General features: G+C 64.3%; 30 protein-coding genes and 1 tRNA gene. 11 read left to right on the top strand and 20 right to left on the bottom strand.

The features are described from left to right. Positions 1 to 34: 34 nt before the first annotated feature. The 6 genes from mltG (at position 35) to AC5P7U_RS13800 (ending at position 4,050) form a co-directional block, all read left to right on the top strand. Positions 35 to 1,096, top strand: a complete 1,062-nt coding sequence (gene mltG / locus AC5P7U_RS13825; protein WP_004154649.1) for an endolytic transglycosylase MltG — start codon at positions 35 to 37, stop codon at positions 1,094 to 1,096. After that, entirely contained in the window at positions 1,093 to 1,758 is a 666-nt protein-coding gene (gene tmk / locus AC5P7U_RS13820) for a dTMP kinase (RefSeq protein ID WP_004154650.1), read from the top strand. Before mltG ends, tmk begins: the two co-directional genes overlap by 4 nt. Next, positions 1,755 to 2,711: a DNA polymerase III subunit delta' gene (locus AC5P7U_RS13815; protein ID WP_049457619.1), complete on the top strand. Its 957-nt coding sequence runs from the start codon at positions 1,755 to 1,757 to the stop codon at positions 2,709 to 2,711. Before tmk ends, AC5P7U_RS13815 begins: the two co-directional genes overlap by 4 nt. Beyond that, positions 2,708 to 3,061: a PilZ domain-containing protein gene (locus tag AC5P7U_RS13810; protein WP_004154652.1), complete on the top strand. Its 354-nt coding sequence runs from the start codon at positions 2,708 to 2,710 to the stop codon at positions 3,059 to 3,061. The genes AC5P7U_RS13815 and AC5P7U_RS13810 overlap by 4 nt, the downstream gene beginning before the upstream one ends. Positions 3,062 to 3,170: 109 nt before the next feature. Continuing rightward, positions 3,171 to 3,245: transfer RNA gene (locus AC5P7U_RS13805), tRNA-Val, on the top strand. Between the two features lie 307 nt (positions 3,246 to 3,552). After that, positions 3,553 to 4,050, top strand: coding sequence for a DUF4760 domain-containing protein (locus tag AC5P7U_RS13800; protein ID WP_197563728.1), 498 nt, complete (start codon positions 3,553 to 3,555; stop codon positions 4,048 to 4,050). 31 nt (positions 4,051 to 4,081) lie between these two features. Here the strand turns inward: AC5P7U_RS13800 and AC5P7U_RS13795 are convergent, their stop codons facing one another. Both AC5P7U_RS13795 and AC5P7U_RS13790 read right to left on the bottom strand, forming a co-directional pair. Next, a complete protein-coding gene (locus AC5P7U_RS13795; protein WP_197563729.1) occupies positions 4,082 to 4,411 on the bottom strand; it encodes a hypothetical protein in 330 nt (109 codons plus the stop codon). 89 nt (positions 4,412 to 4,500) lie between these two features. Then, positions 4,501 to 4,869 carry a hypothetical protein gene (locus AC5P7U_RS13790; protein ID WP_197563730.1) on the bottom strand — a complete coding sequence of 123 codons (369 nt, stop codon included), beginning with the start codon at positions 4,867 to 4,869 and terminating at the stop codon, positions 4,501 to 4,503. 562 nt (positions 4,870 to 5,431) lie between these two features. Here AC5P7U_RS13790 and AC5P7U_RS13785 point away from each other — a divergent pair. Continuing rightward, positions 5,432 to 5,626 carry a DUF2158 domain-containing protein gene (locus AC5P7U_RS13785; protein WP_197563731.1) on the top strand — a complete coding sequence of 65 codons (195 nt, stop codon included), beginning with the start codon at positions 5,432 to 5,434 and terminating at the stop codon, positions 5,624 to 5,626. Then, positions 5,623 to 5,889, top strand: a complete 267-nt coding sequence (locus AC5P7U_RS13780; protein WP_414555277.1) for a DUF6953 family protein — start codon at positions 5,623 to 5,625, stop codon at positions 5,887 to 5,889. Before AC5P7U_RS13785 ends, AC5P7U_RS13780 begins: the two co-directional genes overlap by 4 nt. 114 nt (positions 5,890 to 6,003) lie before the next feature. On the opposite strand, the gene AC5P7U_RS13775 is transcribed toward AC5P7U_RS13780, so the two are convergent. Continuing rightward, the gene (locus AC5P7U_RS13775) at positions 6,004 to 6,456 is read right to left on the bottom strand and encodes a hypothetical protein (RefSeq protein WP_197563732.1); all 453 of its coding nucleotides are present in this window, start codon (positions 6,454 to 6,456) and stop codon (positions 6,004 to 6,006) included. A gap of 10 nt (positions 6,457 to 6,466) precedes the next feature. Further along, on the bottom strand, positions 6,467 to 6,874 hold the full coding sequence (locus tag AC5P7U_RS13770) for a hypothetical protein (protein ID WP_197563733.1): 408 nt from the start codon (positions 6,872 to 6,874) through the stop codon (positions 6,467 to 6,469). Between the two features lie 606 nt (positions 6,875 to 7,480). Between AC5P7U_RS13770 and AC5P7U_RS13765 the strand changes: the two genes are divergently transcribed. Together AC5P7U_RS13765 and AC5P7U_RS13760 are read left to right on the top strand one after the other, a co-directional pair. Next, positions 7,481 to 7,768 (top strand): DUF3892 domain-containing protein, encoded by a 288-nt coding sequence (locus AC5P7U_RS13765; RefSeq protein WP_197563734.1) that lies wholly within the window; start codon positions 7,481 to 7,483, stop codon positions 7,766 to 7,768. Between the two features lie 112 nt (positions 7,769 to 7,880). Next, on the top strand, positions 7,881 to 8,147 hold the full coding sequence (locus AC5P7U_RS13760; protein ID WP_197563735.1) for a hypothetical protein: 267 nt from the start codon (positions 7,881 to 7,883) through the stop codon (positions 8,145 to 8,147). Positions 8,148 to 8,514: 367 nt separating this feature from the next. On the opposite strand, the gene AC5P7U_RS13755 is transcribed toward AC5P7U_RS13760, so the two are convergent. Together AC5P7U_RS13755 and AC5P7U_RS13750 are read right to left on the bottom strand one after the other, a co-directional pair. Continuing rightward, positions 8,515 to 9,078: a hypothetical protein gene (locus tag AC5P7U_RS13755; RefSeq protein WP_197563736.1), complete on the bottom strand. Its 564-nt coding sequence runs from the start codon at positions 9,076 to 9,078 to the stop codon at positions 8,515 to 8,517. Between the two features lie 52 nt (positions 9,079 to 9,130). Then, entirely contained in the window at positions 9,131 to 9,538 is a 408-nt protein-coding gene (locus AC5P7U_RS13750) for a hypothetical protein (RefSeq protein WP_197563737.1), read from the bottom strand. 518 nt (positions 9,539 to 10,056) lie between these two features. On the opposite strand from AC5P7U_RS13750, the gene AC5P7U_RS13745 reads away from it, so the two are divergent. Further along, on the top strand, positions 10,057 to 10,437 hold the full coding sequence (locus tag AC5P7U_RS13745; protein WP_197563738.1) for a tautomerase family protein: 381 nt from the start codon (positions 10,057 to 10,059) through the stop codon (positions 10,435 to 10,437). Positions 10,438 to 10,518: 81 nt separating this feature from the next. Here the strand turns inward: AC5P7U_RS13745 and AC5P7U_RS13740 are convergent, their stop codons facing one another. The 14 genes from AC5P7U_RS13740 to AC5P7U_RS13675 all read right to left on the bottom strand — a co-directional run bounded on the left by AC5P7U_RS13740 (position 10,519) and on the right by AC5P7U_RS13675 (position 22,851). After that, positions 10,519 to 11,592 (bottom strand): phage late control D family protein, encoded by a 1,074-nt coding sequence (locus AC5P7U_RS13740; RefSeq protein ID WP_197563739.1) that lies wholly within the window; start codon positions 11,590 to 11,592, stop codon positions 10,519 to 10,521. Continuing rightward, positions 11,583 to 11,798: a tail protein X gene (locus AC5P7U_RS13735; RefSeq protein ID WP_008266797.1), complete on the bottom strand. Its 216-nt coding sequence runs from the start codon at positions 11,796 to 11,798 to the stop codon at positions 11,583 to 11,585. Before AC5P7U_RS13735 ends, AC5P7U_RS13740 begins: the two co-directional genes overlap by 10 nt. Continuing rightward, positions 11,782 to 12,249 (bottom strand): phage tail protein, encoded by a 468-nt coding sequence (locus AC5P7U_RS13730; protein WP_004154659.1) that lies wholly within the window; start codon positions 12,247 to 12,249, stop codon positions 11,782 to 11,784. The genes AC5P7U_RS13735 and AC5P7U_RS13730 overlap by 17 nt, the downstream gene beginning before the upstream one ends. Before the next feature lie 2 nt (positions 12,250 to 12,251). Next, positions 12,252 to 14,714, bottom strand: a complete 2,463-nt coding sequence (locus tag AC5P7U_RS13725; RefSeq protein ID WP_414555279.1) for a phage tail tape measure protein — start codon at positions 14,712 to 14,714, stop codon at positions 12,252 to 12,254. Between the two features lie 120 nt (positions 14,715 to 14,834). Next, positions 14,835 to 15,125 (bottom strand): phage tail assembly protein, encoded by a 291-nt coding sequence (locus AC5P7U_RS13720; protein WP_004154663.1) that lies wholly within the window; start codon positions 15,123 to 15,125, stop codon positions 14,835 to 14,837. Positions 15,126 to 15,206: 81 nt separating this feature from the next. Further along, the gene (locus tag AC5P7U_RS13715; protein WP_004154666.1) at positions 15,207 to 15,710 is read right to left on the bottom strand and encodes a phage major tail tube protein; all 504 of its coding nucleotides are present in this window, start codon (positions 15,708 to 15,710) and stop codon (positions 15,207 to 15,209) included. 2 nt (positions 15,711 to 15,712) lie between these two features. After that, positions 15,713 to 16,915: a phage tail sheath C-terminal domain-containing protein gene (locus AC5P7U_RS13710; RefSeq protein ID WP_197563741.1), complete on the bottom strand. Its 1,203-nt coding sequence runs from the start codon at positions 16,913 to 16,915 to the stop codon at positions 15,713 to 15,715. Between the two features lie 102 nt (positions 16,916 to 17,017). Next, entirely contained in the window at positions 17,018 to 17,650 is a 633-nt protein-coding gene (locus AC5P7U_RS13705) for a hypothetical protein (protein WP_004154668.1), read from the bottom strand. Position 17,651: 1 nt separating this feature from the next. Next, positions 17,652 to 19,643 (bottom strand): tail fiber domain-containing protein, encoded by a 1,992-nt coding sequence (locus AC5P7U_RS13700; RefSeq protein WP_197563742.1) that lies wholly within the window; start codon positions 19,641 to 19,643, stop codon positions 17,652 to 17,654. 7 nt (positions 19,644 to 19,650) lie between these two features. Continuing rightward, a complete protein-coding gene (locus tag AC5P7U_RS13695) occupies positions 19,651 to 20,199 on the bottom strand; it encodes a phage tail protein I (RefSeq protein WP_414555287.1) in 549 nt (182 codons plus the stop codon). A 223-nt stretch (positions 20,200 to 20,422) separates the two neighbouring features. Continuing rightward, a complete protein-coding gene (locus AC5P7U_RS13690) occupies positions 20,423 to 21,319 on the bottom strand; it encodes a baseplate assembly protein (protein ID WP_495221207.1) in 897 nt (298 codons plus the stop codon). Between the two features lie 2 nt (positions 21,320 to 21,321). Continuing rightward, a complete protein-coding gene (locus AC5P7U_RS13685; RefSeq protein ID WP_197563744.1) occupies positions 21,322 to 21,660 on the bottom strand; it encodes a GPW/gp25 family protein in 339 nt (112 codons plus the stop codon). 52 nt (positions 21,661 to 21,712) lie between these two features. Next, positions 21,713 to 22,303, bottom strand: a complete 591-nt coding sequence (locus AC5P7U_RS13680; protein ID WP_495221205.1) for a phage baseplate assembly protein V — start codon at positions 22,301 to 22,303, stop codon at positions 21,713 to 21,715. Beyond that, positions 22,300 to 22,851 carry a hypothetical protein gene (locus AC5P7U_RS13675; protein WP_495221204.1) on the bottom strand — a complete coding sequence of 184 codons (552 nt, stop codon included), beginning with the start codon at positions 22,849 to 22,851 and terminating at the stop codon, positions 22,300 to 22,302. Before AC5P7U_RS13675 ends, AC5P7U_RS13680 begins: the two co-directional genes overlap by 4 nt. Positions 22,852 to 22,941: the final 90 nt, after the last annotated feature.

Genomic DNA, 22,941 nt, shown 5'->3' with positions numbered 1-22,941 from the left:
TCCTGCACGACGGAATCGAGTTCAGAGGTAGTCCATGGCGGGAGCCAAGCGCGGGTGTCTGTTCGTGGTAACGCTGGTGGTGGTGCTGGCCGCCGTCGTCGCCGGTGCGGGCGCGTGGTTCTTCTACCAGCAGACCCAGTTCGCCGACGCGCGGATCACCCCGACCGCCGAAAGCGTGGTCATCGCCAGCGGCGATGGCATGAACAGCGTGCTGCGCAAGCTGCGCGAGGCCGGCGTGGACGAAGGCCAGGATGCGCAGTGGCAGCTGCTGGCGCGCCAGCTCGATGCCGCCGGCAAGCTGAAGGTAGGCGAGTACGCGCTCAGCGCCGACCTGACCCCGCGCGAACTGCTGCTGCGCATGCGCGCCGGCAAGGTACTGCAGCACCGCGTCACGATCGTCGAGGGCTGGAACATCCGCCAGCTGCGTGCCGCGCTGAAGCGCGCCGAGCCGCTGCTGCACACCACCGACACGCTTGATGACGCGGCCCTGATGCAGCGTCTTGGTTTCGGTGGCCAGCATCCGGAAGGCCGTTTCCTGCCGGAGACCTACGTCTACCAGCGTGGCGACAGCGACCTGGACGTGCTCAAGCGTGCCCACGCGGCGATGGAAAAGGCGCTGGACGAAGCCTGGGAAAGCCGCGCACCGGACCTGCCGATCAACACGCCGTACGAACTGCTGACGATGGCCTCGATCATCGAGAAGGAAACCGCGCTGGCCAGCGAGCGCCCGCAGATTGCCGGCGTGTTCATGCGCCGCCTGAAGATCGGCATGCGCCTGCAGACCGACCCGACCGTGATCTATGGCATCGGTGCCGCGTATGACGGCAACATCCGCCGCCGCGACCTGACCACCGATACGCCCTACAACACCTATACCCGTGCCGGCCTGACCCCGACCCCGATCGCCATGCCCAGCCGAGATGCGCTGATGGCGGCCGCGCAGCCGCTGTCGGGCGACGCGCTGTACTTCGTCGCCGTCGGCGATGGCAGTGGCGCGCACGTGTTCTCGTCCAGCCTGGACCAGCACAACGCCGCCGTAGCCCGCTACCTGCAGCAGCTGCGCCGGCAACGTACCCAGGAGACCCCGGCGCAATGAGTCCCGCGCTGCTTCGCCACCCGCGTTTCGTCAGCCTGGAAGGCGGCGAGGGCGCGGGCAAGACCACCGCCATCAATGCCATCCGTGACTGCCTGCGCAGCCACGGCCACGAGGTGGTGCTGACCCGCGAGCCGGGCGGTACGCCGCTGGCCGAGCGCATCCGCGGCCTGGTGCTGAAGCCCGATGCCGAGATCGCCGCCGAGCCGCTCAGCGCCGAAGCCGAGTTGCTGCTGGTTTTCGCCGCGCGCGCGCAGCATGTGCGGCAGGTGATCCAGCCGGCGCTGCAGCGCGGCGCCTATGTGCTGAGCGATCGCTTCACCGATTCCAGCTATGCCTACCAGGGCGGCGGCCGCGGGCTTGATCCGCAGTGGATTGCCGATCTGGAACGACGCGCGGTCGGCCTGCTGCCCGGCCTGACCCTGCTGCTGGATGTGGATGTGGCCGTGGGCCGCGCGCGCGCCAACGGCCGTGACCTGTGGCCGGACCGCATCGAGAGTGAGCAGGACGATTTCTTCCAGCGCGTGCGCGCCGTGTTCCGCAGCCGCGCGCAGCAGGATCCGCAGCGTTTCGCGCTGATCGACGCCGGCCAGGTGCAGGCGCGCGTGGCAGCCGATGTGGTCGTGCGCGTCGAGCGCTGGCTGCAGGACGGGGAGGGCGCATGAGCACGTTCTCGCCATGGCAGCAGCGCGCGTTCGAGCAGACCGTGGCCGCGCTCGATGCCGATCGCCTCGGCCACGGCCTGCTGATCTGCGGCCCGGCCGGGCTGGGCAAGCATGAGGTGGCGCTGGCGCTGGCCGACCATGTGCTGGCACGTGGCGACGCTGCACATGCCACGCGCACGCGCCAGCTGATCGCCGCCGGCACGCATCCTGACCTTCAGCTGGTCAGCTTCATTCCGAACAAGAGCGGCGACAAGCTGCGCACCGAGATCGTCATCGAGCAGGTGCGCGAGATCACCAACAAGCTGGCGCTGACCCCGCAGTACGGCGTGGCGCAGGTGGTGATCGTCGACCCGGCCGATGCGATCAACCGCTCGGCGGCCAATGCGCTGCTGAAGACGCTGGAAGAGCCGCAGCCGGGTCGCTACCTGTGGCTGATCAGCAGCGACCCGGCACGCCTGCCACAGACCGTGCGCAGCCGCTGCCAGCGCCTGGAGTTCAAGCTGCCGCCACGCGATGAAGCACTGGCCTGGCTGCAGCAGCAGGGCCACAGCGAAGCATCGGCGCGCGAGGCGCTGGATGCCGCGCGCGGCCATCCCGGCCAGGCCGACAACTGGCTGCGCGAAGATGGCCTGAGCCTGCGCCGCGAAGTGGGCCGGGAGCTGGAGCAGCTGGCCGCCGGCAAGACCGGCGCGGTGGAGCTGGCGCAGAAGTGGTGTGGTGATGACAACGCGGCGCTGCGCCTGCGCTTCGCTGCCGACCTGGCACTGGCCCAGGCCAGCACCGATGCCTTGACCACGCCGGAGCGATTGCACAAGCTTGCAGCCTGGTTCGATGCGGCCAACCGCACCCGCGACCTGCTGCGCACCACGGTGCGTGCAGACCTTGCGGTGGTCGAGTTGCTGCTGGCCTGGAACAAGGTGAACGAGCGGCCTGCCGCAAGGGGAAATCGATGAGTGCCAGCAACGCCCGCCAGGGCATCCTGTCCCTGGCCGTGAAGGACAAAGCCGCGCTGTACAGCGCGTACATGCCGTTCGTGAAGAATGGCGGCATCTTCGTGCCCACGCCCAAGCGCTACTTCCTGGGCGACGAGGTGTTCCTGCTGCTGACCCTGCCCGATTCCAGCGAGCGCCTGCCGGTAGCCGGCAAGGTGATCTGGGTGACCCCGGCCGGCGCGCAGGGCAACCGCACCGCCGGCATCGGCGTGCAGCTGGCCGATGGCGCCGAAGGCGAGGGAGTGCGCCACAAGATCGAGACGATGCTGGCCGGCCTGACCAGCTCGGACAAGCCGACCCATACGATGTGAGGCGCCGGGCCATGCCCGGCGGCGCCTTCGAAACACCCGTGAACACAAATGTGAAAAACGGTTGACGGCCTCTGAAAAGCCCCTATAATGAGCGGCTCAGCAACACACCGGGCGGTTAGCTCAGCGGTAGAGCATTGCCTTCACACGGCAAGGGTCACAGGTTCGATCCCTGTACCGCCCACCATATAAAGCCTTGATTTTTAAAGGCTAATGACAAAGCCGGCTTTTTAGTCGGCTTTGTCGTAAGTGCAGTGTAAGTGCAGTTTGGAAGTCCGGTCGCCGAAGCGATGTTCAGTCCTTCACTTGAACTTCCGGCATGTAGATGTGTCATAGTCAGTACGTAACACCACGAGGCACTTACCAAAGGAGATGGACATGAATCAGATCACTACGAACGAAGGCTACGAAGGCTTTTAATTGTTCACCACTCTTGGGAGTGCCCGCCGCAATGGCGGGCATTTTTGTTTGTGGGGCGGATTCAGGGGGAACTAATGGATTGGTTTATTGCTGCGGTTGAAACGCCGTTCTTTCGAAATGTTTCTTTCTTGGTTGGTGTTCTTGTAGCTGTCATTTCTGTGCTATCTGTGCGAGCTACTGCACGGAAAAAACAGAGCGCAGATGTCATCTTCGCCACGCGTTCAGATGAGTTGCTCCAGAAGGGAGTTCGGCTGATCCGTGAGGAAGCGTTGCATATACAGTCGAACATCAGGAAGTACGCGAACGCTCCGGATTCCAACACTGAGAACGCGGCCGCGATTCGCTATGTGCTCAATCACTACGAGAACATTGCAATCGGCATTCAAGATGGAATCTATGACGAAGAGATGTTCAAGAAGGCTTCGTTCAGCACGATCATGGAGATCCGCAGACATTCGGAGACCTTCATAACGGACGTTAGGGTCACCGCTCAGAGGGAAACCCTCTACCAGGAGTTCTGCTGGCTTTGCACTAGATGGAAGAAGTATCCGCTGAAGTCGCGCCCTCATTGATTTCCTGTCTAAAACTGATGATGGACTGGATCTAACGGGCGTGACGCCGTACCGCGTGAGTAGATCGCATGGTTTTGGAAATGCCCGTGCCCCGCGCCATGTCGCTGTTGATCTCCTTCTTTGCTTGGACCACTGCGGGCTTGACCGTGGCCTTGAGCATCAGCCGTTCCCGCCCAGACGTGCTCCCGTTGACCTCGAAACTTAGGTTGAAGTTGTCGCCGTTGGCGGCGGAGGAGCTGTCGCGGCTGACTTGCTCCAAGATGGCATCGAGCTTCGGGCTGTTCGCCGCCGTCGTGACTCGCTCGCCCTTCTGCAGCAGCCTGCCCGTCTCCGGCACCGCGTTGATACCGTCATGTGCCATGCCGGACAGCCAAGACAGTTCCGCGACGGCAGCAACATAGGGCGCGGTGGCCGCGAGGGCTGCTGCCGCTGCGGATCATCGAGCGGATGCTACAGATCGGGCTTGTTTCTTCGGAAAGGATGAGCGCACCGCAACCATCGGGAAAGTCGGTCCCATAGTCCCCTTTGTGCAAGCTCATCGAGCAGCTTGGCCGCCTCAAGCGTTTCCATTGAAATTTCAGCGGCAGCGCTGCCAATCATTCGCTTTCGCCCCAAGATCCGGGCGCCGTTCATTACCGGCGACGAGCTCGGTGCAGCGGTCAACTCGCCGTGTAGCCTGGTGAGCGTTAGCAGGCATCGATTAAGGGCCATCATCAAGCGTAGGTCCGGCACAGCATCCATCGGAACGGAGCGGAGCTGATTGATCGCCGATCCGACTAACGCGATATTTTCTTCTGAATGAGGTGCTTCAGAAGCCATGAAAAGGGACTCCTCGACATGCGTCATCACCGCTAGGTAAGCGTCAGCCCTCCGGCGAAACGCAAGCCGCTCTTGGCGGGAGGCAAGTCTTGCCGCTGCGTAAATTGCCATCGCAGAAAGGAGAGCCTGCGCCCACGCAGCCCAGATCTCAGGCTTGAGGCAGGGAGCGTCGAGTAGCCAAAGGCAATAGATTGGGTCTGCCACGGGGCCTTCCTTGATGATGGCCAAGAATGAGGGGTCCGCGGTCCTGCAGCAACCCATCCTTATTCCTGTTCCTCTGCGAGAATGCCGCCGCTGATCACGGCAGAGCCGACGAACATGTCCTTTGTGTCGTGGCCGCCGAATGCATATGGGATCGGCTGTGCTGACAGCATCTGGTCCACGCCACCCACCACCATGCCGATGCCCAAGTCACCAGTGGCGATCCAAATGGGATAGCAGATCGGTTTATGGCATATGTGTACTACATAGGCCGATTTAGTACTATTCCAGGACCCGACGATGATGCTAGTAGGCGTCTTCGCCGCTCGGACTAAATCCAACTCTGGAAAAGGAGCATTCTGTGGAAGCTAAGGCGAAATACAAAGTGGGCGACAAAGTAAAGCTCAATGTTGGCGGACCCGACATGGCTGTGAACGAAGTGCACAGCGGGCTGGAACGTACAAGCTACCGGTGTAAGTGGTTCGCCGGAAAGAAGCTTGAAGTCGGCTCCTTTGCCGAAGAGATGCTTGATGCAGTCCCCGGGAATGTGGAGTGAGGATCGATGAGGTCATAGAGTGGATGCAATCCGCCCTCGAAGCAGAGAGCTGCCTCTACCAGGACGACGTAGTCGATCACTTGGTCAAAGCAAATTGCGAAGAATTCCTTAGGGAAAACGCCGACGGCAACGTTGTTCTATCCACTTCGTTGCTCACTGGCTTCCGGAGGCGCAATGCGGATTCTGTGGTGTGGGTAAAGCCTGACCGGTACTGGCGCTTGCGAGTCCCAGAGGATGAAGTGGGCCGAGAGGCTAGGGGGTGATCATCTTTTGACAACTGCTGCCCGGTCACCAGCGCGAGGTATGCGGGTACGCAGGGCGCTGGCCCGGGCTGCAGGTGTTGTTGGGGACACCGCCTGCTGGTCCCTCCTGGCGAATCAGTCCGCCAGCGTGATCGCTGGATTGGCATCGCCGCGGCGTGGGATGCTCTTGCCGGCAGCAGAGGCCTCCCGAATCAACAACTCTTCCTGCCGCCCCAGCTCCAGCAGTTGCGCCTCTAGGCTTTCCTGCTTCCGGTCATCGGTGCTTGTCACCTCGCCCTGGTAGAGGGCTGCGACTTCGGTGCGGAGGCGGTCACGGACGACGTCCGGGAAGAACATGCACGCATATGCATGAGGGCTCTCAGGGTACGCCGAGACTGCGTCGCCGCCGCCGCCAAGAAGGGCATTTGGCCGGATGGTTACTTTGTCAGCCTCGCGTTCGATGTGAGCGTCGACAGCTGCAAGGGCAACTTCTTTAGGAGGCATGCCGTTGCGGAGGTCGTGGATATCGTCGGCCAGCTTCTGAATCTGGGCGCGGACGCGCGCCACCTTTGGCAAGTAGTCGGTCATGATCTTTCCCTTATTGGCTCAAGCCCCAATCGGCCACGGTCTGTTGAAGATGCTTTGAGGCGGCCTGGTAAGCCCCTACGTCACCGGATGAAGCACTGAGTTCGTCGTAAGCGGCGGCCACTATCGCGTCCACTGCATCGATCGCAGCCATCCAGCGCTGCAACTTGGCCAACGTCTCGTTCCGATATTCGTTTAAGGTTCTGCCGCCAAGGTTTGTAGGCCTGCCGACGCCCACCGTAAGTTCTCTGCCGCTGAAGCTCTTAGAGACGGTCTCCATCTCTTCGCGGATGGACCTGCGCTGATCATTGAGCTCTCTGCGACGCTCGCTCAGTGCGCGCCGCGCGGCGAAGTAGAGGCTATTGCGAATTCGTAGGTGCTCCAGCTTCAGTAGTGAAGAGGGCGGGGATTGATCACTCACGGGGTGCTCCGGGGTTGAGGGAGAAGGCCGGAAGACGTTCAGGCCTGGCTGCCAAGGCGCGCTGGAACGCAGGGAGGGTGCGTAATGCATCAGCCAAGAGCTCGGCAGGAGGAATACCTGCAGTGTCGGCGACGTCCATCAAGGCGTCGCAGACCACCTGTGGCAGATCGAGCTCGATTTTGGGCATGGCGACATGGCTCAGATGGAGCGTCTATTGGACGCTGGACACCGCTACTGGGCCGGGCTGGAATGCGTAGCAACGCGCACTTGCTGGTGGCAAATTCGGCAAACGGCACCTGTGCATCGCCTTAGCTGGTCAGTGGCCGGGAATGCACAAGGCGCACAGGCAGGAAGTGGGCCTTTCCTTCGGAGAAAACGCGGTTTTTTGCGAACCTGTGGTGAAGCATCCCTAGGCGCCGAAATACTGTCTTTTACCGGGGTCCGAATTCCACCCGGTGGCCGGGGATAAGCGCCAGGGACCCCCGTCATGTCCGAGAGGAGGGGGCAAGGGGCCCGATCATCCGTGTAAATGTGATGCTTGGCACGCTTTCGGATATATTCGCCACTGACCGGGGAGCGGTCCCCGGCGCACCAAGGAGAGGTTGCATGGCAGATCGTCACAGGATCGGTTGCATCAATAAGGATGACCGACAGGACAAGTACAACCGCATCACGCACGTCGGCGGAACCGGAGGAGATCGTAAGCAGTGGAAGCTGACACTCGATGAGGCTATCCGCGGAATCGAGGCTGGCAAGTGGGCGTTCTACACCGAAGTGAACGGTCACGTCAGAGACGTCGTTGTCGTAACCCCAGTCAACGGAAGAAAGTATCTCCGCACCACTGCTGATAGAGACACACCGGACAACCTGCTGAGCCTTCCGGAGTGCCCCTGATGTAAGCCAGGGTGCCGGCAATCGTCGGCACCCCTCCTCTTCTAGCGGCCGTCCGGTGCTACGGTGCCCGTGTAGGTGAATTCTGGCCGGCGTCCGACATAAGGATAGACGCGTGATACCTAAGTACTCAGATCTGCAAAAACTATCGGACGAGAATCTGCAGCAACGTTACGACGCACATGCCGCCAACACCGTCGTTGGAACAGGGTTCTATCTTGAAGAGCTCTCGCGTAGAAAGGCTGCCAAGGAGAGCGCGCGGATGCTTAAGCTGACGGAGACGATGAGACTCCTCACATGGGTGGTCACGGGAGTTTCCATTCTCAATCTGATCTTCGTCGGCGTGCAGGTCTGGCTGGCGCTTTTTGCTTCAGCAACGTGACATAGCTGGGAAGGGGCGAGGATCAACGAAACGCCTCGCCGCCCTCGATCCAATCGAGAACGTCGAACACCGGCAGCAGCGGTTTGCCGCAGCAGTCGCAGGCAATCGGGATCACTTAGAATCGGCGGCTCATGGCGCACGCTCCTGCTGGCGGCGTGGGGCGCGATCAATGGCAGCTGCCAGGCGCTCGGCGAGTGCCTGTAGGCGAGCCTCAGACAGTGCGGACAGCGGCGGAGTCCGCACGATGCGGTGTGCAGGGAATGGGATGATGGTTGCGCCCACCGTGAAGCCTCCCCGAAGGCATCGTGATACTTCCGCAGGTAGCGATACGCGGTCGCGCGACACATCCGCCGAAGCGGGCTCCGTCTCAGCCGCGATCCTCCAGCCGTTCGCGGGCCAACATCGCCACGCCATCCAACAGGTCGTAGCCGCTGCCGGCCTGCACCACCACCGCCAGCAGGCTGCGGCCTACCTCGGCATTGCCGCCGCTCAGCTCCATCTCGCCTTCGAAGCACACATCGCTCAACCATTCATGCGCCTGCTGCAGCCCGCGCTTGCGCGCGCGGCTGAACTCCGCAAGCAGCTTTGCCCGGCCCGCTTCGTGTTCCCCATCGGCAAGCAGGCCGATGGCGCCGCCGTGCGCCGCACGCCACACCGCAGGCAACGGACGGCCGTTCTCGTCCACCACGTCTGCTGACAACTGCGCGCAGTACACCTCATAGCGCTTGCCCGCCGTGCTGGCCGGCACGACGCCGGCTTCGGCCAGCAGGCGCTCGGCTTCATGCAGGTGATTGAACTTCAACCGCAGCAGGGCGGGGCGGCTGACCTGCTGGGCGAGCGCCTGCTGGTTGGCGGCAAACCAGACATTCCAGCCTACCGATGCGCGGCCTTCCAGGGCAGCCTTGAAGTACTCCAGGTGTTCGGCGTCCATTGCGGTCTCCTGCGATTCCCTGCGCGATTGTAGCTACGTCGCGACCGAGCGCTCAGGCGGTTCCGCCTTCCAGGCAATGGTTGGCCTCGCGCACCAGCTGCCGTGCGGCCACGATCAACCCGTCGGTGTGGAAGGCGCCCAGCTGTTCATCCGGGCCGGCCTCGCTACGCGCGCGGTCGGCGGCCTGCAGCAGATCGAGCAGTGCGGTGAGCCCCGCCATCGAGCGGCGCAGCGACGCGTGATTGGCGGCGGCAAGGGTGAGGCTGGTGCACGGCTGCCCATCCTCGCCATCGACGTTGTTGATGGCATTGAGGCACGCGAAAAACGCGGGTGACTGCACGGGCAGGTTCTGCTCGTCCAATGCGCACTCGATCTCGCGTGCGATGTCGTCGGGAACCTGGTTTGCGATGTCGGCAATCAATGCGTACAGGCGTGGAAGCGATGCGGCTCGTTTGGTCATGGCAAAACCCTCACTGGCGTAGGGCCACCTTCGGAATGAAGGTGGCGGACGGTGCGGGTTGGCGTACCAAGGCAAACAAGCTTCAAGGGAGAAGAACGCCTGGCGGATCTTGCGATCCCCACGCACCGTCCGCCATTGACGGCAGTCGGTGCATTCTCTCAGCTGCGATTGGTTTCGCAGGCCTTGAAGCTTGTTCGTTTATTCGAGACGCCAATCCCGACCAAGGCGTGTTGCCTTGGCGAGGCGATCATCGATCCGCTTAAAGACGGAAGTCATTGAGGAAAGTTGTAACAACGCCAGCCACGAGGGGATTCCACCTCCCATAGGGCAATCCGCGCCTTGTCTGAACGAAGCAGCGCCGCTACACAGCCCAGGTAGATGCCAATCACGTCACCCGGCGCGGGCCCAGACAAGCGTGCCATCCATGAAAGCAGACGTTCCATCCATGCGCTGTGCCGCCGCTCACGACGGGCGTAGTCTCGGCGCACTGCCGTCCCACCTGGCCCTGGAGACCCACCATGCCGCTCGCCCGCATCGATCTTCGCAAAGGTAAATCCGCCGACTACCTGCAACGTGTGGGTGAAGCCATCTACCAGGCCATGCGCGCGGTGGGCGTGCCGGAAAACGATCGCTTCCAGATCTTCCAGCAGCACGACGCCGGGACGCTGATCTACGACCCGGGCTACCTGGGCGTGGACCGCACCGACGACTTCATCTGCATCCAGATCACCTGGAACGAAGGGCGCACGCTGGAGCAGAAGCAGGCGCTGTATGCGGGCATCGCCGAGGGCCTGCACGCGGCGGTGGGCATCCGCCGCGAGGATGTGTTCATCAACCTGGTGGAAGTGAAGAAGGAGAACTGGTCGTTTGGCAATGGCGTGGCGCAGTACGTGAGTTGATGTGCGAAAAGCATCCACGCATGGCGTGGATCTACTGAGCGTGGGCGAGGACGCTGATGTAGATCCGCGCTCCGCGTGGATTTACACCTCGCTGGCTACCTGCTCGCCTTCGCTGGCCGGGGCATCGCTGGCCGCTTTTACTGCGTCGGCACTGTTGGGTTGTTCGCATTCGATGCGGGTGACGTAGCCCTCGCTGCCGATGCTGTGCTCGGCACGCTTGACCAGCCACTGGCCATCCACGCCCTCGCGGAACCCCTGCATCACCACGGTGGCTTCGGCCATCAGTGTTTCGCGGCCGGGCAGGGTGTAGCTGAGCGTCCGCGTCTGCCGTGCCTGTTCGCGATGCTTGGCGCGTGCGGCCGCCTCTGCGCTCTCCCGGTCGGCATAGGCCATGCGCAGGCGAACGATCGGTTCACCGCTGCCCACCTTCACTTCCTGGCGCTTGGCACTGCGCACGTCGCGGTAGTAGGCAATGGTGGTACCGGCATCTTCGCGTGCGGCAAGGGTTACCCGATAGTCGCTGCCATCGGCGGGGGTGAGGGTGACATCGGGAATGCGCTCGCCGCTGGCGCTGGTGGATTCGCCCCGCTTCACGAACACCAGGCGCCCGCCTCCGGGCTTGGCGATGGCATCGTGCTGTTTGGCCAGGCGCAGCAGCAGGTTCATGTCCGACTCCTGCGACTGCACCGTCAGCGGCAGCACAATTGACGCCAGCGATGCACTCACCGCTGCGTTCAGCCCATGCTCGCCGGCCATGCGCCGCACCATGTCGCCGATCGTGGTGCCCTTCTTCCAGGTGCGCGTTTTCTGCGTCTGCAGATCGCTCTTGCCCCCCTTGCTGGTCTCGAACGGTGCCGCCCGGGCGCGCAGCGTCATGCTGCCGGGAAAGCCGGAGATCTCCACCTCGTCGCAGATGTACAGGCCTACGCGCCGCACTTCGCCGTCATAGCCGATGAAGGCCTCCAGTTCCGCGCCCACCGGTGGCAGCTGGATCGGGTCGGACGGATCATGGTCGGCCAGCTGCAGCTCCAGCGTGTCGGACGTGTTGCCGGTCTCGTCGGTGATGCGCAGCGACTTGAAGCGCGCCATGATCTTGTGGGTGATGTCCTGGCTGTTGGCCACCACGCGGAAGGTCGGTGCGATGTTCAATCCCACAGGGCCACTCCCTTGCGCTCGCTGGCCGGGCGCTGCACCTGCGGCAGGGTGATCGCCACGCCGGCAGGCAGCACTGCGCCGCGCGCGGCCAGACCCGGGTTGGCGTCGAGTACCGCGCGCAGGATGGCTGGTGACTGCTCGCCATAGTGCGCATACGCGATACGGTCGACGACATCGCCGTCGCGGGTGTTATACGTTCGTGCCATCGCTGTGCTTCCGCAGTGAAAGGGTGAATTCCTGTTTCAGGATCGCGCTGTCGGCGGTGAACTCGCTGGCGGTGGCATCGATCTTCTCGATGACCCACAGGCCCAGGTTGCCGCCCTTGCCGGTCAGCAGTCGATGAGGCGTGCCCTGCGCGGCCAGCCTGCGCAGCTGCGCGAGCTCATTGCCGGCTCCGCGGAACTGGTAGTAGATGACGCCAGGCAGGGTCATGCTGGCCGAGCCCGGTCCGGTGTACTGCAGGGCCGCCATCTGGCCGACGCGGTCCTGCGCCTGCCAGCGATACTCGTTGGACTGCTGGATCTCCCGGAAGACCGCGGTGTTGAGGCTGAACTTGAAGCCGCCCAGCATCAGCAGGACCGGGGCGTTGCCGGAGTCGTTGGCTTTGAACTGCGACAGCAGCTTGTCCACTGCGCCGGTTACGAATTCGCGTTTCATGCTCAGTTCCTGTCTGCCAGGCCACCACGGGCGGTCACCGCGCTGCGACGCTGCAGCTCGTCGGCCGTGCGGCGCGCCACCGCTTCGCTGGATTCGCCTGGCTGCTGGTGGATGGTGATGTTGTTGGTCTGCTGCTGCTGCACCGTGGTGGCGCTGCGCGGGGTGGGCGAAGGCATCTCCGGTGCGGCACGCCCGGCCGGTGTACCAAAGGCATTCGGCATGCGTGGCTGCACGCTGGCGCTGTGCATGCTGGCGGGCGCGAGCATCACCGGGGGGAGCTGTATGCCGCCGTTTGCGCGTATCGCGCCGTAGGCATCGGCCGCGGTGTTCACACCAAACGCGATCTTGTCCTTGGCGGTGCCCAGCACGCCCCCGACCTTGTCCATGATGGTGCCCACCACCTTCATGAAGGGGGCCATCTTGGTCATCATCGTGTCGATCACGCTGCTGACCTTTGCTGCAACCCAGTCCCAGGCACTGCCGAAGGTGACGACGATGAATCCGGCCACGGTGCCGATGACCTCGCCGATCATCCTGAAGACCTCGGCGACGAAGCCAGCGACATGGATGACGGCGCGGAAGTTGAGCATGAGTGCTTCGCCCACCAGCTTGCCGATCTCGCCCACGCGGGAGAGTTCGTTTCCGGTGTACTGCGCCGGGGCCAGCATCCGCGACAGCCAGTCCCAGGCCTGCCCCAGCAGGGCACCCACGGCCTCCCACGCCGGACGCAGCGGCGCAACGGCATTCACCAGTTCTCCCATCGCGGAGGTGCCCGCACTGCTGAGACCTTCCCATACACCGCCGAGGAAGGCCTTGATCGGCTCCCAGTACTTGCGGACGAGCAGGGCACCGGCAGTGAGCGCGGCCACAGCTACCGCGATAGGTCCGCCACCAATGGCCCCCACTGCGGTGGCGACGACGCGGAACACCGAGGCGATACGCATGGCCATCGGGCCGAAGCGCCCCAGCTGGGCCAGCAGGTTGCCGGCACGGAACAGCTGGAAGACCTTCTGCACGCCCAGGATCGGACCCTTCACGAACGTCCAGGCGTAACGGGCACCGAGTACCGCGCTGCGCATGGCAAGCATGCCCACCACCACCTTGGTGGTATTGGCGATCAGCTTCGGATTCTCGGTCACGAAGGTGGTTACGCCGTTCAGCAGTTCGGTCAGTTTCACCGCGGCGTCGCCGACCGCGGGCAGCAACGCCGCACCAAAGGCCTTGGACAGGTTGTCCACGGCGATCTTCGCGCCCTGGATCTTCTCCGGGTCGGTCTGCATGGCATTGGCATAAGCCGCATCGGTGGTTCCGGCAGAGCCATTGAGCGCCTTGTCGCGGATCCGGGTGTACTGGTCCCAGTTCTGGATCATCGGGCCGACGAAGTTCTTCGCCTGTGCATCGCCGAACAGCTTGCCGATCTTCTGCTGATCGCCGGCCGTGGCCTGGATGATGGCCTGCATCGCAGCGTCGAACGGGTTGCCACCGCTGCTCTGCGCGTCGCTGATGACCTTGCGCAGGTCGAGGCCGAATCCCTTCTTGGCCTTGGCCTGGAGCTCGGGCGACATGATCGATTTCATGAAGCCCTTCATCTGGGTGGCTGCCTGGTCAGCGCCGCCCGCGGACCTGCGCGTGGCTTCCAGTGCCGCGCCCATGGTGGCCGCTGCGGCGTTGCCCTGCAGCTTCAGTGCCTGGAACGAGGTTCCCAGCACCGGCATCACCTTGGCCATGTCCTTCAGCCCCAGCCCGCCCTGGCGGCTGCTGACGACCAGGACATCCAGCGCCGACTGCATGTTGGCAGGGTCGATGTCGAATGACTGCTGCAGGCCAACGGCAGCGCTGGAGACGTCGTCGATCCCCGTACCGGTGACGGTGGCGGTGCGGCCGATGGCGCGCAGGCTGGTCTGCGCCGACTGTGCATCCATGCCGGCGTCGACCAGCAGCCGGATGGCGCGCTGCAGGTCATTCGCCTTCTGGTTGGTGTTGCCGGTCTCGGCCAGGATCGTCCTGCCCAGCGCCTTGACCTGGCCGTTGTCCAGGCCCGCTGCGCTGCCGATCTGCTGGTTCTGGCGGGCGAAGCTGGAGGCGTTCTCGACCGGCTTGGCCAGCTGGGTCACTGCGCTGCCGAGCAGGGTGCGTGACTCCTTGAAGGAGGCTCCCAGCTTCTTGCGGCTACGCAGATTGGCGGTGCTCGCCTTCTCGACGCGCTCCAGGCCGGTCTGCACCTTGCGCAGGCGATCGCCCTCGCTGGAGAGCCTGGCGTACTCCTGGCGCAGCCCGGCAACGTTCTGCTTGAGCTTCACCAGCGAGGGGTTCGCCTTGCTCATGGAGCGCTGCTTGCGCTCCAGCCTGTCCAGTTCGCTGCCGATCTTCTTCAGTCCATCCTCGGTGGAGGACAGCGCGGACTTCAGCGAGCCCGAGATCGAGCCACCGATCGTGATCGTTGTCGTTTGAACGTTACTCGCCATGTACCGGCAATCCTTGTATCCACCAGATGAACTTCGACACCCGCAGCGTCATGATTTCGCGCAGGCCCCAGCCGGTATGGCCGGCCAGGGCGAGCACTCCCTGCCTGATCTGCGGCAGGGTCAGGTGGTAAAAAGCGCGACCCCCGACTGCAGGCGGGCGTAGTCGCGCAGCGGCAGCTTGCGCAGGTCGTCCGGCGGGATCTCGCACAGGTTGGCGATCATCCGCACCTCACGCTGTGCATCGCTGCCCTTGTCATCCTGGAAGCGCTCCATGTCTTCCACGGTGGGTTCGCGCATGCGCAGCACGGCGGTCTCCACGCCATTGACCTGGCGCGGGCGGGTGAGGGTGACTTCGGCATAGCCATCGCGTTCGATGACGTGGTCGTTGGCGGTCTTGGTCTTGCTGGACATGGATGTGTTCCTGGAAATCGAGGGAGCGCGATGAAGGCGGGGGCGCGAGGCGCCCCCGGTGCTGTGGAGATGCGTGCGGGGTCAGATGCCCAGGGCGCTGCGCAGGCCGGCCAGCATGTCCACGCCGTTCTGCTTGGCGATCATGTTGACCACGTCCAGCTCCTGGACGACCAGCGGTCCGTGGGTGAGCTTGTAGTAGTTCAGCGCGAGCGAGATTTTCACCGTGCCCTTCTCGCCGGACTTGGACTCGCCACGATCAATGGCCTTGACCTTGCCGCGCATGTTGTGGACCACGGCGGTGATGCTGCCGTCGCTGGATTCCAGTGCCTCGCGTGCGGTGAAGGAATACTCCTTGCTTTCCACGACATGGAACTTGCCCATGATGTCCGGGTCATCGGCGATGAGGACGGCCTCGGCTTCAAGCTTCTCGTGGCCCAGGGTGATTTCGGTCGGGGCGAACATGCCACCCGCCTGGAAATCCTCGGTCTTCAGCGTCAGCTTCGGAGCGGTGAAGGATTCCACGTTGCCGGCATAGCCCTTGCCATCGACGTAGAAGTTGAAGTTCTTGCGGACGTTGCGCGCCATGCTTAGAAGATCTCCGAGACGTAGTTGTTGTTCATGTGCATGCGGAAGGTCAGCTGTTCACCCGGGTAGGTCGGGGTGAAGTCGAAGTCCCAGTAGAAGCGGCCCTGGGCCACGCTGTCCGCTGCGTTCAGATCGGGGTCGATCCAGCAGTTGCCGCCGAGGATCGCGCCCTGGGTCTTCAGGCCGCGCAGGAAGGCATTGACGCCTTCGCGCACGTCATCGACGTAGGTCTTGCTGATGCCGCGGTCGACAGCCCACAGATGAGCCGCCTCGAGGCTGTCGGCGATGATGTCGGCGGTGCGCACTACGCACAGGAACTGCCACTTCTGGTCGCTGCTGGCGGTACGGTTGCCCCACAGGCGGAAGCCACCTTCGCGGATGATGGTCGCCACGTTGGACTGGTTCAGCAGGTTGGCGCGGCTGGTCGCGTCGGACAGGCCGAAGTCGATGGCACGCGCGGTACCGACCACGCCGTTGAGTTCCAGGTTCGACGGCGACGCCCACCAGCCGCGTTCGTTGTCGCTGCGGGCGATGGCGCCGGCCACGGCACCGGAGGCGTAGCGGGTGACGATGGCATCACCGGACTGCACCAGCAGCGCCGGGTCGACCACGTAGACGCGCTTGGAACCGGTCAGAGCGGTGGTGCTCTTGGCGGCGTCATCGTTGCTGTTCGGGCCGTCCTTGATGATCACCGCGCGCAGCTTGTCGGCGATGCCGAGCAGCTCGGCCACGACCGGGTTGGCCAGTACCGCCTCGGGCTTGGCCGGATCGGTGGGATGCACATGGGTGAAACCCGGTGCGACCAGGATGCGCGGCTTGACGCCGACGATGGACTTGGCCGCCAGCAGGGCATGCACGCCTTCATAGGCGCCGGTCTGTGCGTTCACACCGCCCAGCACGTTGGCCAGGGTGGCGCTTTCGTTGGCACCGTTCTCGACGCGGATGACGACGACGACAGCACTGGACTGATCGAAGATCGCATCGAGTGCGCCGGGTAGCGTGCCGGCTTCGGCGCCGGTCTTGGCCGACAGCTTGGCCGCCTGCGAGGGCGAGGTCACCAGGACGGGGGTGTTGATGGGGAACGCTTCGGTATCAGCCAGCGGTGCGGTGCCGACGATGCCGATCACGCTGCTGGAGGCGATGGCAATCGAGCGGGCACCGGTATCGATGTTGACGACCTGTACGCCATGGAGAAATTCGGTCATTCGGGGTTCTTCCTCGGTGTGGGTGTGTGCCGGCTTGTGCAGGCGACGGGGTAATGTTCGGAGAAGGCGGCGTTGGCGATAATTGCAATCGTGGCCGCGGCGTCATTCCAGGATGGGTCCGGTGTCACCACGCGAGTGCGATGCGCTCATGTAGACCTGGTCTTCGCGCGCCAGGACGACGCCGGTGCTGGCTCGGCGAATCTCGACAATGAGGCTGCAGCCCGCGCTGCCATGGACAACGTCGAATCCGCAGTAGCGATCGGTACCGAGATTCAACCAGGCACCCGTTCCAGAAGGATTCGCATCGCCTTCGACCTTGGTGTAGCGGATCTCGAAGTTGCTCGCGATACCACGGATGAGCCATGGACCGAAGGTGCGGGTGACGCCGTTGGGGTTGTTCGTCCACGTCTGCACCATGCCGTTGGACTTGAAGCTGAAGGCCGCGTGTCCATTGGGCGCAGCGCCGGCGTAGGACGAGCCGCCGATGCTCGGGTTGGGGATGGTGACCGCGTCGTACTGCGCGGTGCCCCGGGCCGCCCACAGGTTCGACACGTCCATGCCGCCGATGCGATGCCCGACGTCCGCACGCTTGCTGCCGTACTGGATGTGGGCGTAGCGGCGGCTCAGGTCGGTGCCGCCGACGCGGCGGCCCGAATCCTGTGCCAGCGGACCTTCTACATAGGGATCGAACAGGTCATCGAAATCCGTGCCGCCGGAGCGATAGCCACTGGCCATATCAACGCTCCGCCTTCAGGGCGCGAACCTCGGCCGACAGCTCCTGGATGGCCTTGGCCAGGACCGGCAGCAGCTGGTCGAGCTTGACCGATGCCACGCGCTCGCCCTGGAACTCGACGCCTTCCAGGTCGACCGCTTCCGGGACCAGTTCGGCCAGCTGCTCTGCGACGAAGAACAGGCGACGACGACCGTCATCGTTGTACTCGGGCTTGTAGTGGCCGGCTGCCAGTTCCATCCGCTCGACAGCTGCCAGGCCGTAGGGGAGGGTGCCTTCGATGTTCTTCAGCTTGCGGGAGGAGCCCACGTCGTATCCTCCCGTGGCAGATACGCCGCCGATGAAGGCGTGTCCGGTGAACCCATTCTCGGCTGAGTACTGAATCCGATTGCCGTCACCCCAGCCTACGTATCCCATGCGTGTTCCGTCAGTGCGATGGAACGCGACGTAGCCGGCAAGTGCACCGGTACCAGCGTTGGTTCGAACGCAGCCGCCAGCACTGATGACCGAGCCAGCAGCGGTGACGGTTTCGTTGAAGGAGGCGGGCCCGGCCACGGATACGCTGGAACCGGTCAGCTCCAGTGGCGCAAAGGCATTTTCTGCCGGATTCACTGATTGGAGCACGGTGTTCCCCGCCCCATTGCTGATGAATCGGATCAGATTGTGACCTGCAGCGGCCTGGGCATACAGATAGGCATTGATGCGCAGTGCACCGGACACAGTGTCGCCGGCCTTGTTTATCTTGCTTGCCGGATCAAAGTTTCCACTGGTCCAGATCTGGCCGCCAGCGCTGAGCGTGGTGGTATAGCCGCCTGCAGAATTCGCAAAGGTGAAGTTCGTACCGTTCTTGAAGATGTACGAGTTGGCGTCGCCCAGCACGAGTACGCCATCGTTGGCCACACCATTCCAGCCATAGGAACGAAGCGAGTTTCCATTCACGCCGACGTGTCCGGTGAACGTCCCGCCGGTCTTGTCCATCTTCGATTCCGGCGCGAAGTTGCCGGCGTGCCATATGACCGAGCCATTCCAGCGCGGCGAGTCGCCATGCTTGATGGTGATCTCGCTGCTGGCATTACGATCGGCACTCCACACGCGCCACAGGCCCGTGTTCGCCCAGCCACCGATGAACGACTGTTCCGCCCCGGCACTGCCGAATCCAACCAGGGGCCAGCTGCCCGAAATGAACTGCTGGTCGGTGAAGGTATTGCCCGCCTTCGTCGCTTTGCCATCCAGTGCCGACTGCAGCCCGGTCACGTCAGCAATCACATGCTTGTGGCCGACCGTGGCGAAGTCGCCGGCCAGCGCGAACTCGGAGGCATGCTTGCCGTCCAGGGTGTCGGCGTCCAGGCCGTTGCCATGCCCGGTGTCCTTCAGTGCAGCGCTCTTCAGTTCCAGCGCGGTGCGGGCTGCCGTGGCGGTCGTGGCCGACAGCAGTGTCTTCGCCAGTGCGGTCGGGGCGCTGGCACCGAAGCGCTTGTCGGTGTAGGCGCGTACGCCACGCGGCGTCACCGCGCGCTGAGTGTCGGTCGCATCTTCGGCTTCGGTGCTCGTGGCCAGTTCAACCACGCCCACGACCTCGGTGGTTGCGGGCGGATAGATGAAGCCGGCGTCACCGAACTGGATCAGTGCGGTATCCACCTCGGCGAAGCGCGTATCGGTGGCCAGCAGCAGCATCGAGGCGGCCGACTTCTCCATGATCGGATCGGCTTGGCCATACGTGGCGAACAACGTGCCGTCGGCCAGGTACAGGCCGAACCCGCGCAGCGTGTAGGCCGTTGCGCTGTCGTCGCGGATGGTGACGTGCACGGTGTCATCGCCCACCGCCTGCCCGCCGAAGCTGGCGACGCGTTTGATTTCGCCCGGCAGCGTGGTAAGCCCCGCCGATGGAGTGAATGCAGTGGACGTCAAACCAATCTGCGTGATCAGGACGGCGTTGGTGCCGGTGTTCGGCGGATTGACCAGCCTGGCGAAGCCGGCATCGGTGATTTTCAAGCGCATGCGGGGGTTACTCTCCGATCAGTTGAAGGCGGCGGAAGGCCGTGGCGTGGGCGGCTGCAAGGGCGCCGACGGCGGCGTCGGCCTGCATGCCCTGGGTGAAGGTGAAGTGCGATCGAACCGGTTTGGTCCGGCTGATCTCGCCGATGACGTCCTCGACGAACATCGCCGTGGCGGCCTGGCCGCCCTGGTTGGCGATGGTCATCACCGCTTCGAAGGTGTGCGGCGGTCCCTTGGGCTGCAGCTGCCACCATTCGCGGATCAGCACCGAGCCACCGAAGGCAGCGACCACGTCGCGCACACTGCCGGCGGTGCCCTTGCGGCGCTGGATGGCGATGGCCGTGCGCACCCGGGCGCGCTTTACCGCTTCGGGCCAGTACGCCTTCCACTCATCCACCGACAGCGCCCAGGCCAGCCAGGGCAGCAGTGCGGTCGGGCAGCGGTCGGCGTCCCACAGTGCAGTGATGTCCACCGGCAGCGGGCGCGCCACGCTGGCGCGGGCAAGCGCGCGCTCGGCACGGGTGGCATTGGCGGGCAGCAGGCTTGCTGCTGACGGCACAACCACCTGGGCGTCGCCGTCGATGATCTCGCCGGGCACCGGTGCAGCAGCCAGGGTCACCACGCTGCCCTCGATGACGCCGCCCTGCAGTGGCTGGCGTCCTTGCGCGTTCGTGCGGTACACCGCCTGCAGCGTCGCCAGCGCGCCACCGGGGTGGCGAAAGGTGCGGTTGCGGCCATCGATCGCGCCGCGCAGGCGCGCGTTGATCAGGCGCGTGCTGGGCTCATTCATCGGTGCCGCCATGGGTCAGGGTCACGCCGGTGCAATGCGTGGCCTGGGTGCGATCCACCACCACGTCGGCAGCCGGGCGGATGATCTCCACACGCTGTACGCCCTCGGCGTGCAGTGCCGCGAACAGGCCCGAACGGGTGACGTCACGGCCGAGGCGATGCGATTCGCTGATGTAGCGATCGAGGCGGCTGCGCGCCTCGGCCAGCACCACCTGCGAGTCCGGGCCGGCGAAGGTGAACAGCGCAGCCTCGACCGCGTAGTTGACGATCGTGGCCGGCTTCACCAGCACGTGATCGGTCAGCGGCCGCACGTCATCCGCCCCCAGCTTGGCCTCGACGATGTCGAGCAGGCCCTGGGTGGCGGTGCCATCGGCCTCGCGCGACAGCACCGAGACCACGACCTCGCCTGGCGTGGGGCTGGTCGCACTCGCATCAAGTACCCGCGGGTCGGCGCTGAGTGCATGGAATACATAGGCACCCTCCGGCCCCGCCACGCTGAAGCCTTCCGGGCCCAGCTGGATACGGCGGCGGAAATCATCATCGCTCTCGTAGCGTGGCGCGATGCCCTCCTGCGGTTTGCCCGGGTCCAGCACCTGGCGCGCGATGCCGAAGATCGCAGCGAGATGGTCCAGGTCGCTGCCGCCGGCATAGGCCAGCATCACGCCGCGCGCGGCGTCGTTGACGCGTTGGCGGTCGAGCAGGCGCAGGTAGGTGCAGACCTCCAGAATCTTGAAAGCAGGGTCCGACGGCAGCAGCGCGTCGAAGGTGGAATCCAGGGCCTGCAGCGCGGTCAGCGACTCATCGAACATGGCTTCGAAATCGAGCACTTCGATGACCGCCGGGGCAGGCAGCTGGGACAGATTGACACTGGTGAACGAGCCGGATGCCACGGTTAGCGAACCTCGATTCCTTCGATGGTGATGGCCTGCCCGTCGGGAAGATGGATGCCGGTCACTGCCAGGATCATCACGCCGGGGGCGGGGAGGGAGACGTCGATGTTCTCGACGTGGAGCCGCGGTTCCCATCGCGCCAGGGCGTCGACGGTGGCGGCAATCAGGTCCATGCGCAGCGAGCGATTGGTGGGCGCATCGATCAGTTCGAACACGCGTGAGCCGTATTCGCGGCGCAGTACGCGGGAGCCAAGCGGCGTGGTGAGAATGTCACGCACGGATTGGTGCAGATGGGCCAGCCCATCCAGGGATTTGCCGGTGTTGGCGTCGATTCCTCGCATGGTCTCTATCGTCGTGGAGTGCAGGTTTTCAGGGCATTGCAGGCGTGGCCGGTCAGGCCTGGGCCGGCGTGGTCGGTGCGGTGGGGCCCTGCGCGGTGTGCTTGTGCGCCTTCAGGCCGATGGCGCCGGCCTTGATCTCGCCGGGGGTGCTGATGTCCTTGCCGGCGGTGATCGCACCGGTCACGTCCAGGTCGCCCGTGGCCTTGATCGACGGTGTGTCGAGCAGCACCGATTCGCTGGCGATCACCTGCGCGCTTGCACAGTTCACGATGACCTTGCCGCTGCCGACGTTGACGCTGAGCGTGGAGGTTTCCTGGTCGTACTCGACGCTGCTGCCGTCGGCGAACTCGGCGCGTTGCCGCAGGCGCGAGTCAGCCGGTGCGGCGAAGCGGTCCTGGTACAGGCTGCCCAGCACCAGCGCCTGGCCCGGGTCGCCATAGGGACAGGCCAGCACCACCTGCTCGCCCGGCTCGGGCGCGCACCAGCTGCGCATGCCTGGCCCGGCACGTCGCTCCAGCCAGGGAATCCAGTCGGTGAGCATGCCGTCGGCATCGACGCGTACGCGCGCTGCGGCTTCGTCGAGTTCGCGCACGACGCCGATCATCAGCAGGTTGCCGATCAGCCGCGAATGCTCGGCGCTCATGGCGCGTGCTCCGGCAGCGGCTGGTAGTGTGGCTCATGGGCGCGGCCGATCTCGGGTGCGAAGCTGTAGAAGGCCTGCGGCACCACGCCGCCGGTGTCCTCCCACGCGTTGCTGCCCAGGGCGATCGGCAGCGACCACTCGACCACCCAGCTTCGGAGACCAGGCTGTGCCGTCGCAACGTCTTCGGGCAACGCGGCGATCACATCGATGGCGCCGCTGGCGGACCCGGGAAATCGGCCGAGCTGGTGCAGCCAGGTTGCCAGGGCGACGGCGGCATTGCGTACCTGCAGCGCTGCATCGGCATTGGCCGCTACGACAATGCGTGCCTCGAAGCGCAGCAGGGCGTGCAGCAGGCCGCTGCCGTCGCTGTTTTCCTTGTTGCGATCACAACGGGTCATGGCCAACAGGCAGGCCGGCATGGGCATGTTGTCCGTGCTGGATTCCCGATAGAACGCGACGGTGGCAAGGCCCGGGAAGTGCGCGCGTATCGCGGTTTCGATGGCGCTGTGCAGCGCGTCGAGCGTCGGAGGAGGGGAATCGGTCGCCATGTCAGCTCATGCAGTGAATGGAAGGAGGGCAGGGTCGGTGCGGCCCATGCGGTCTGCAGCCAGTGTTGCCATCACCGGAGGTGGGCGGCA

Source organism: Stenotrophomonas sp. YJH_SMC_57, assembly GCF_059369755.1.
The sequence above is the reverse complement of the archived record's forward strand: the minus strand, read 5'-3'. Positions and strand labels throughout refer to the sequence as shown.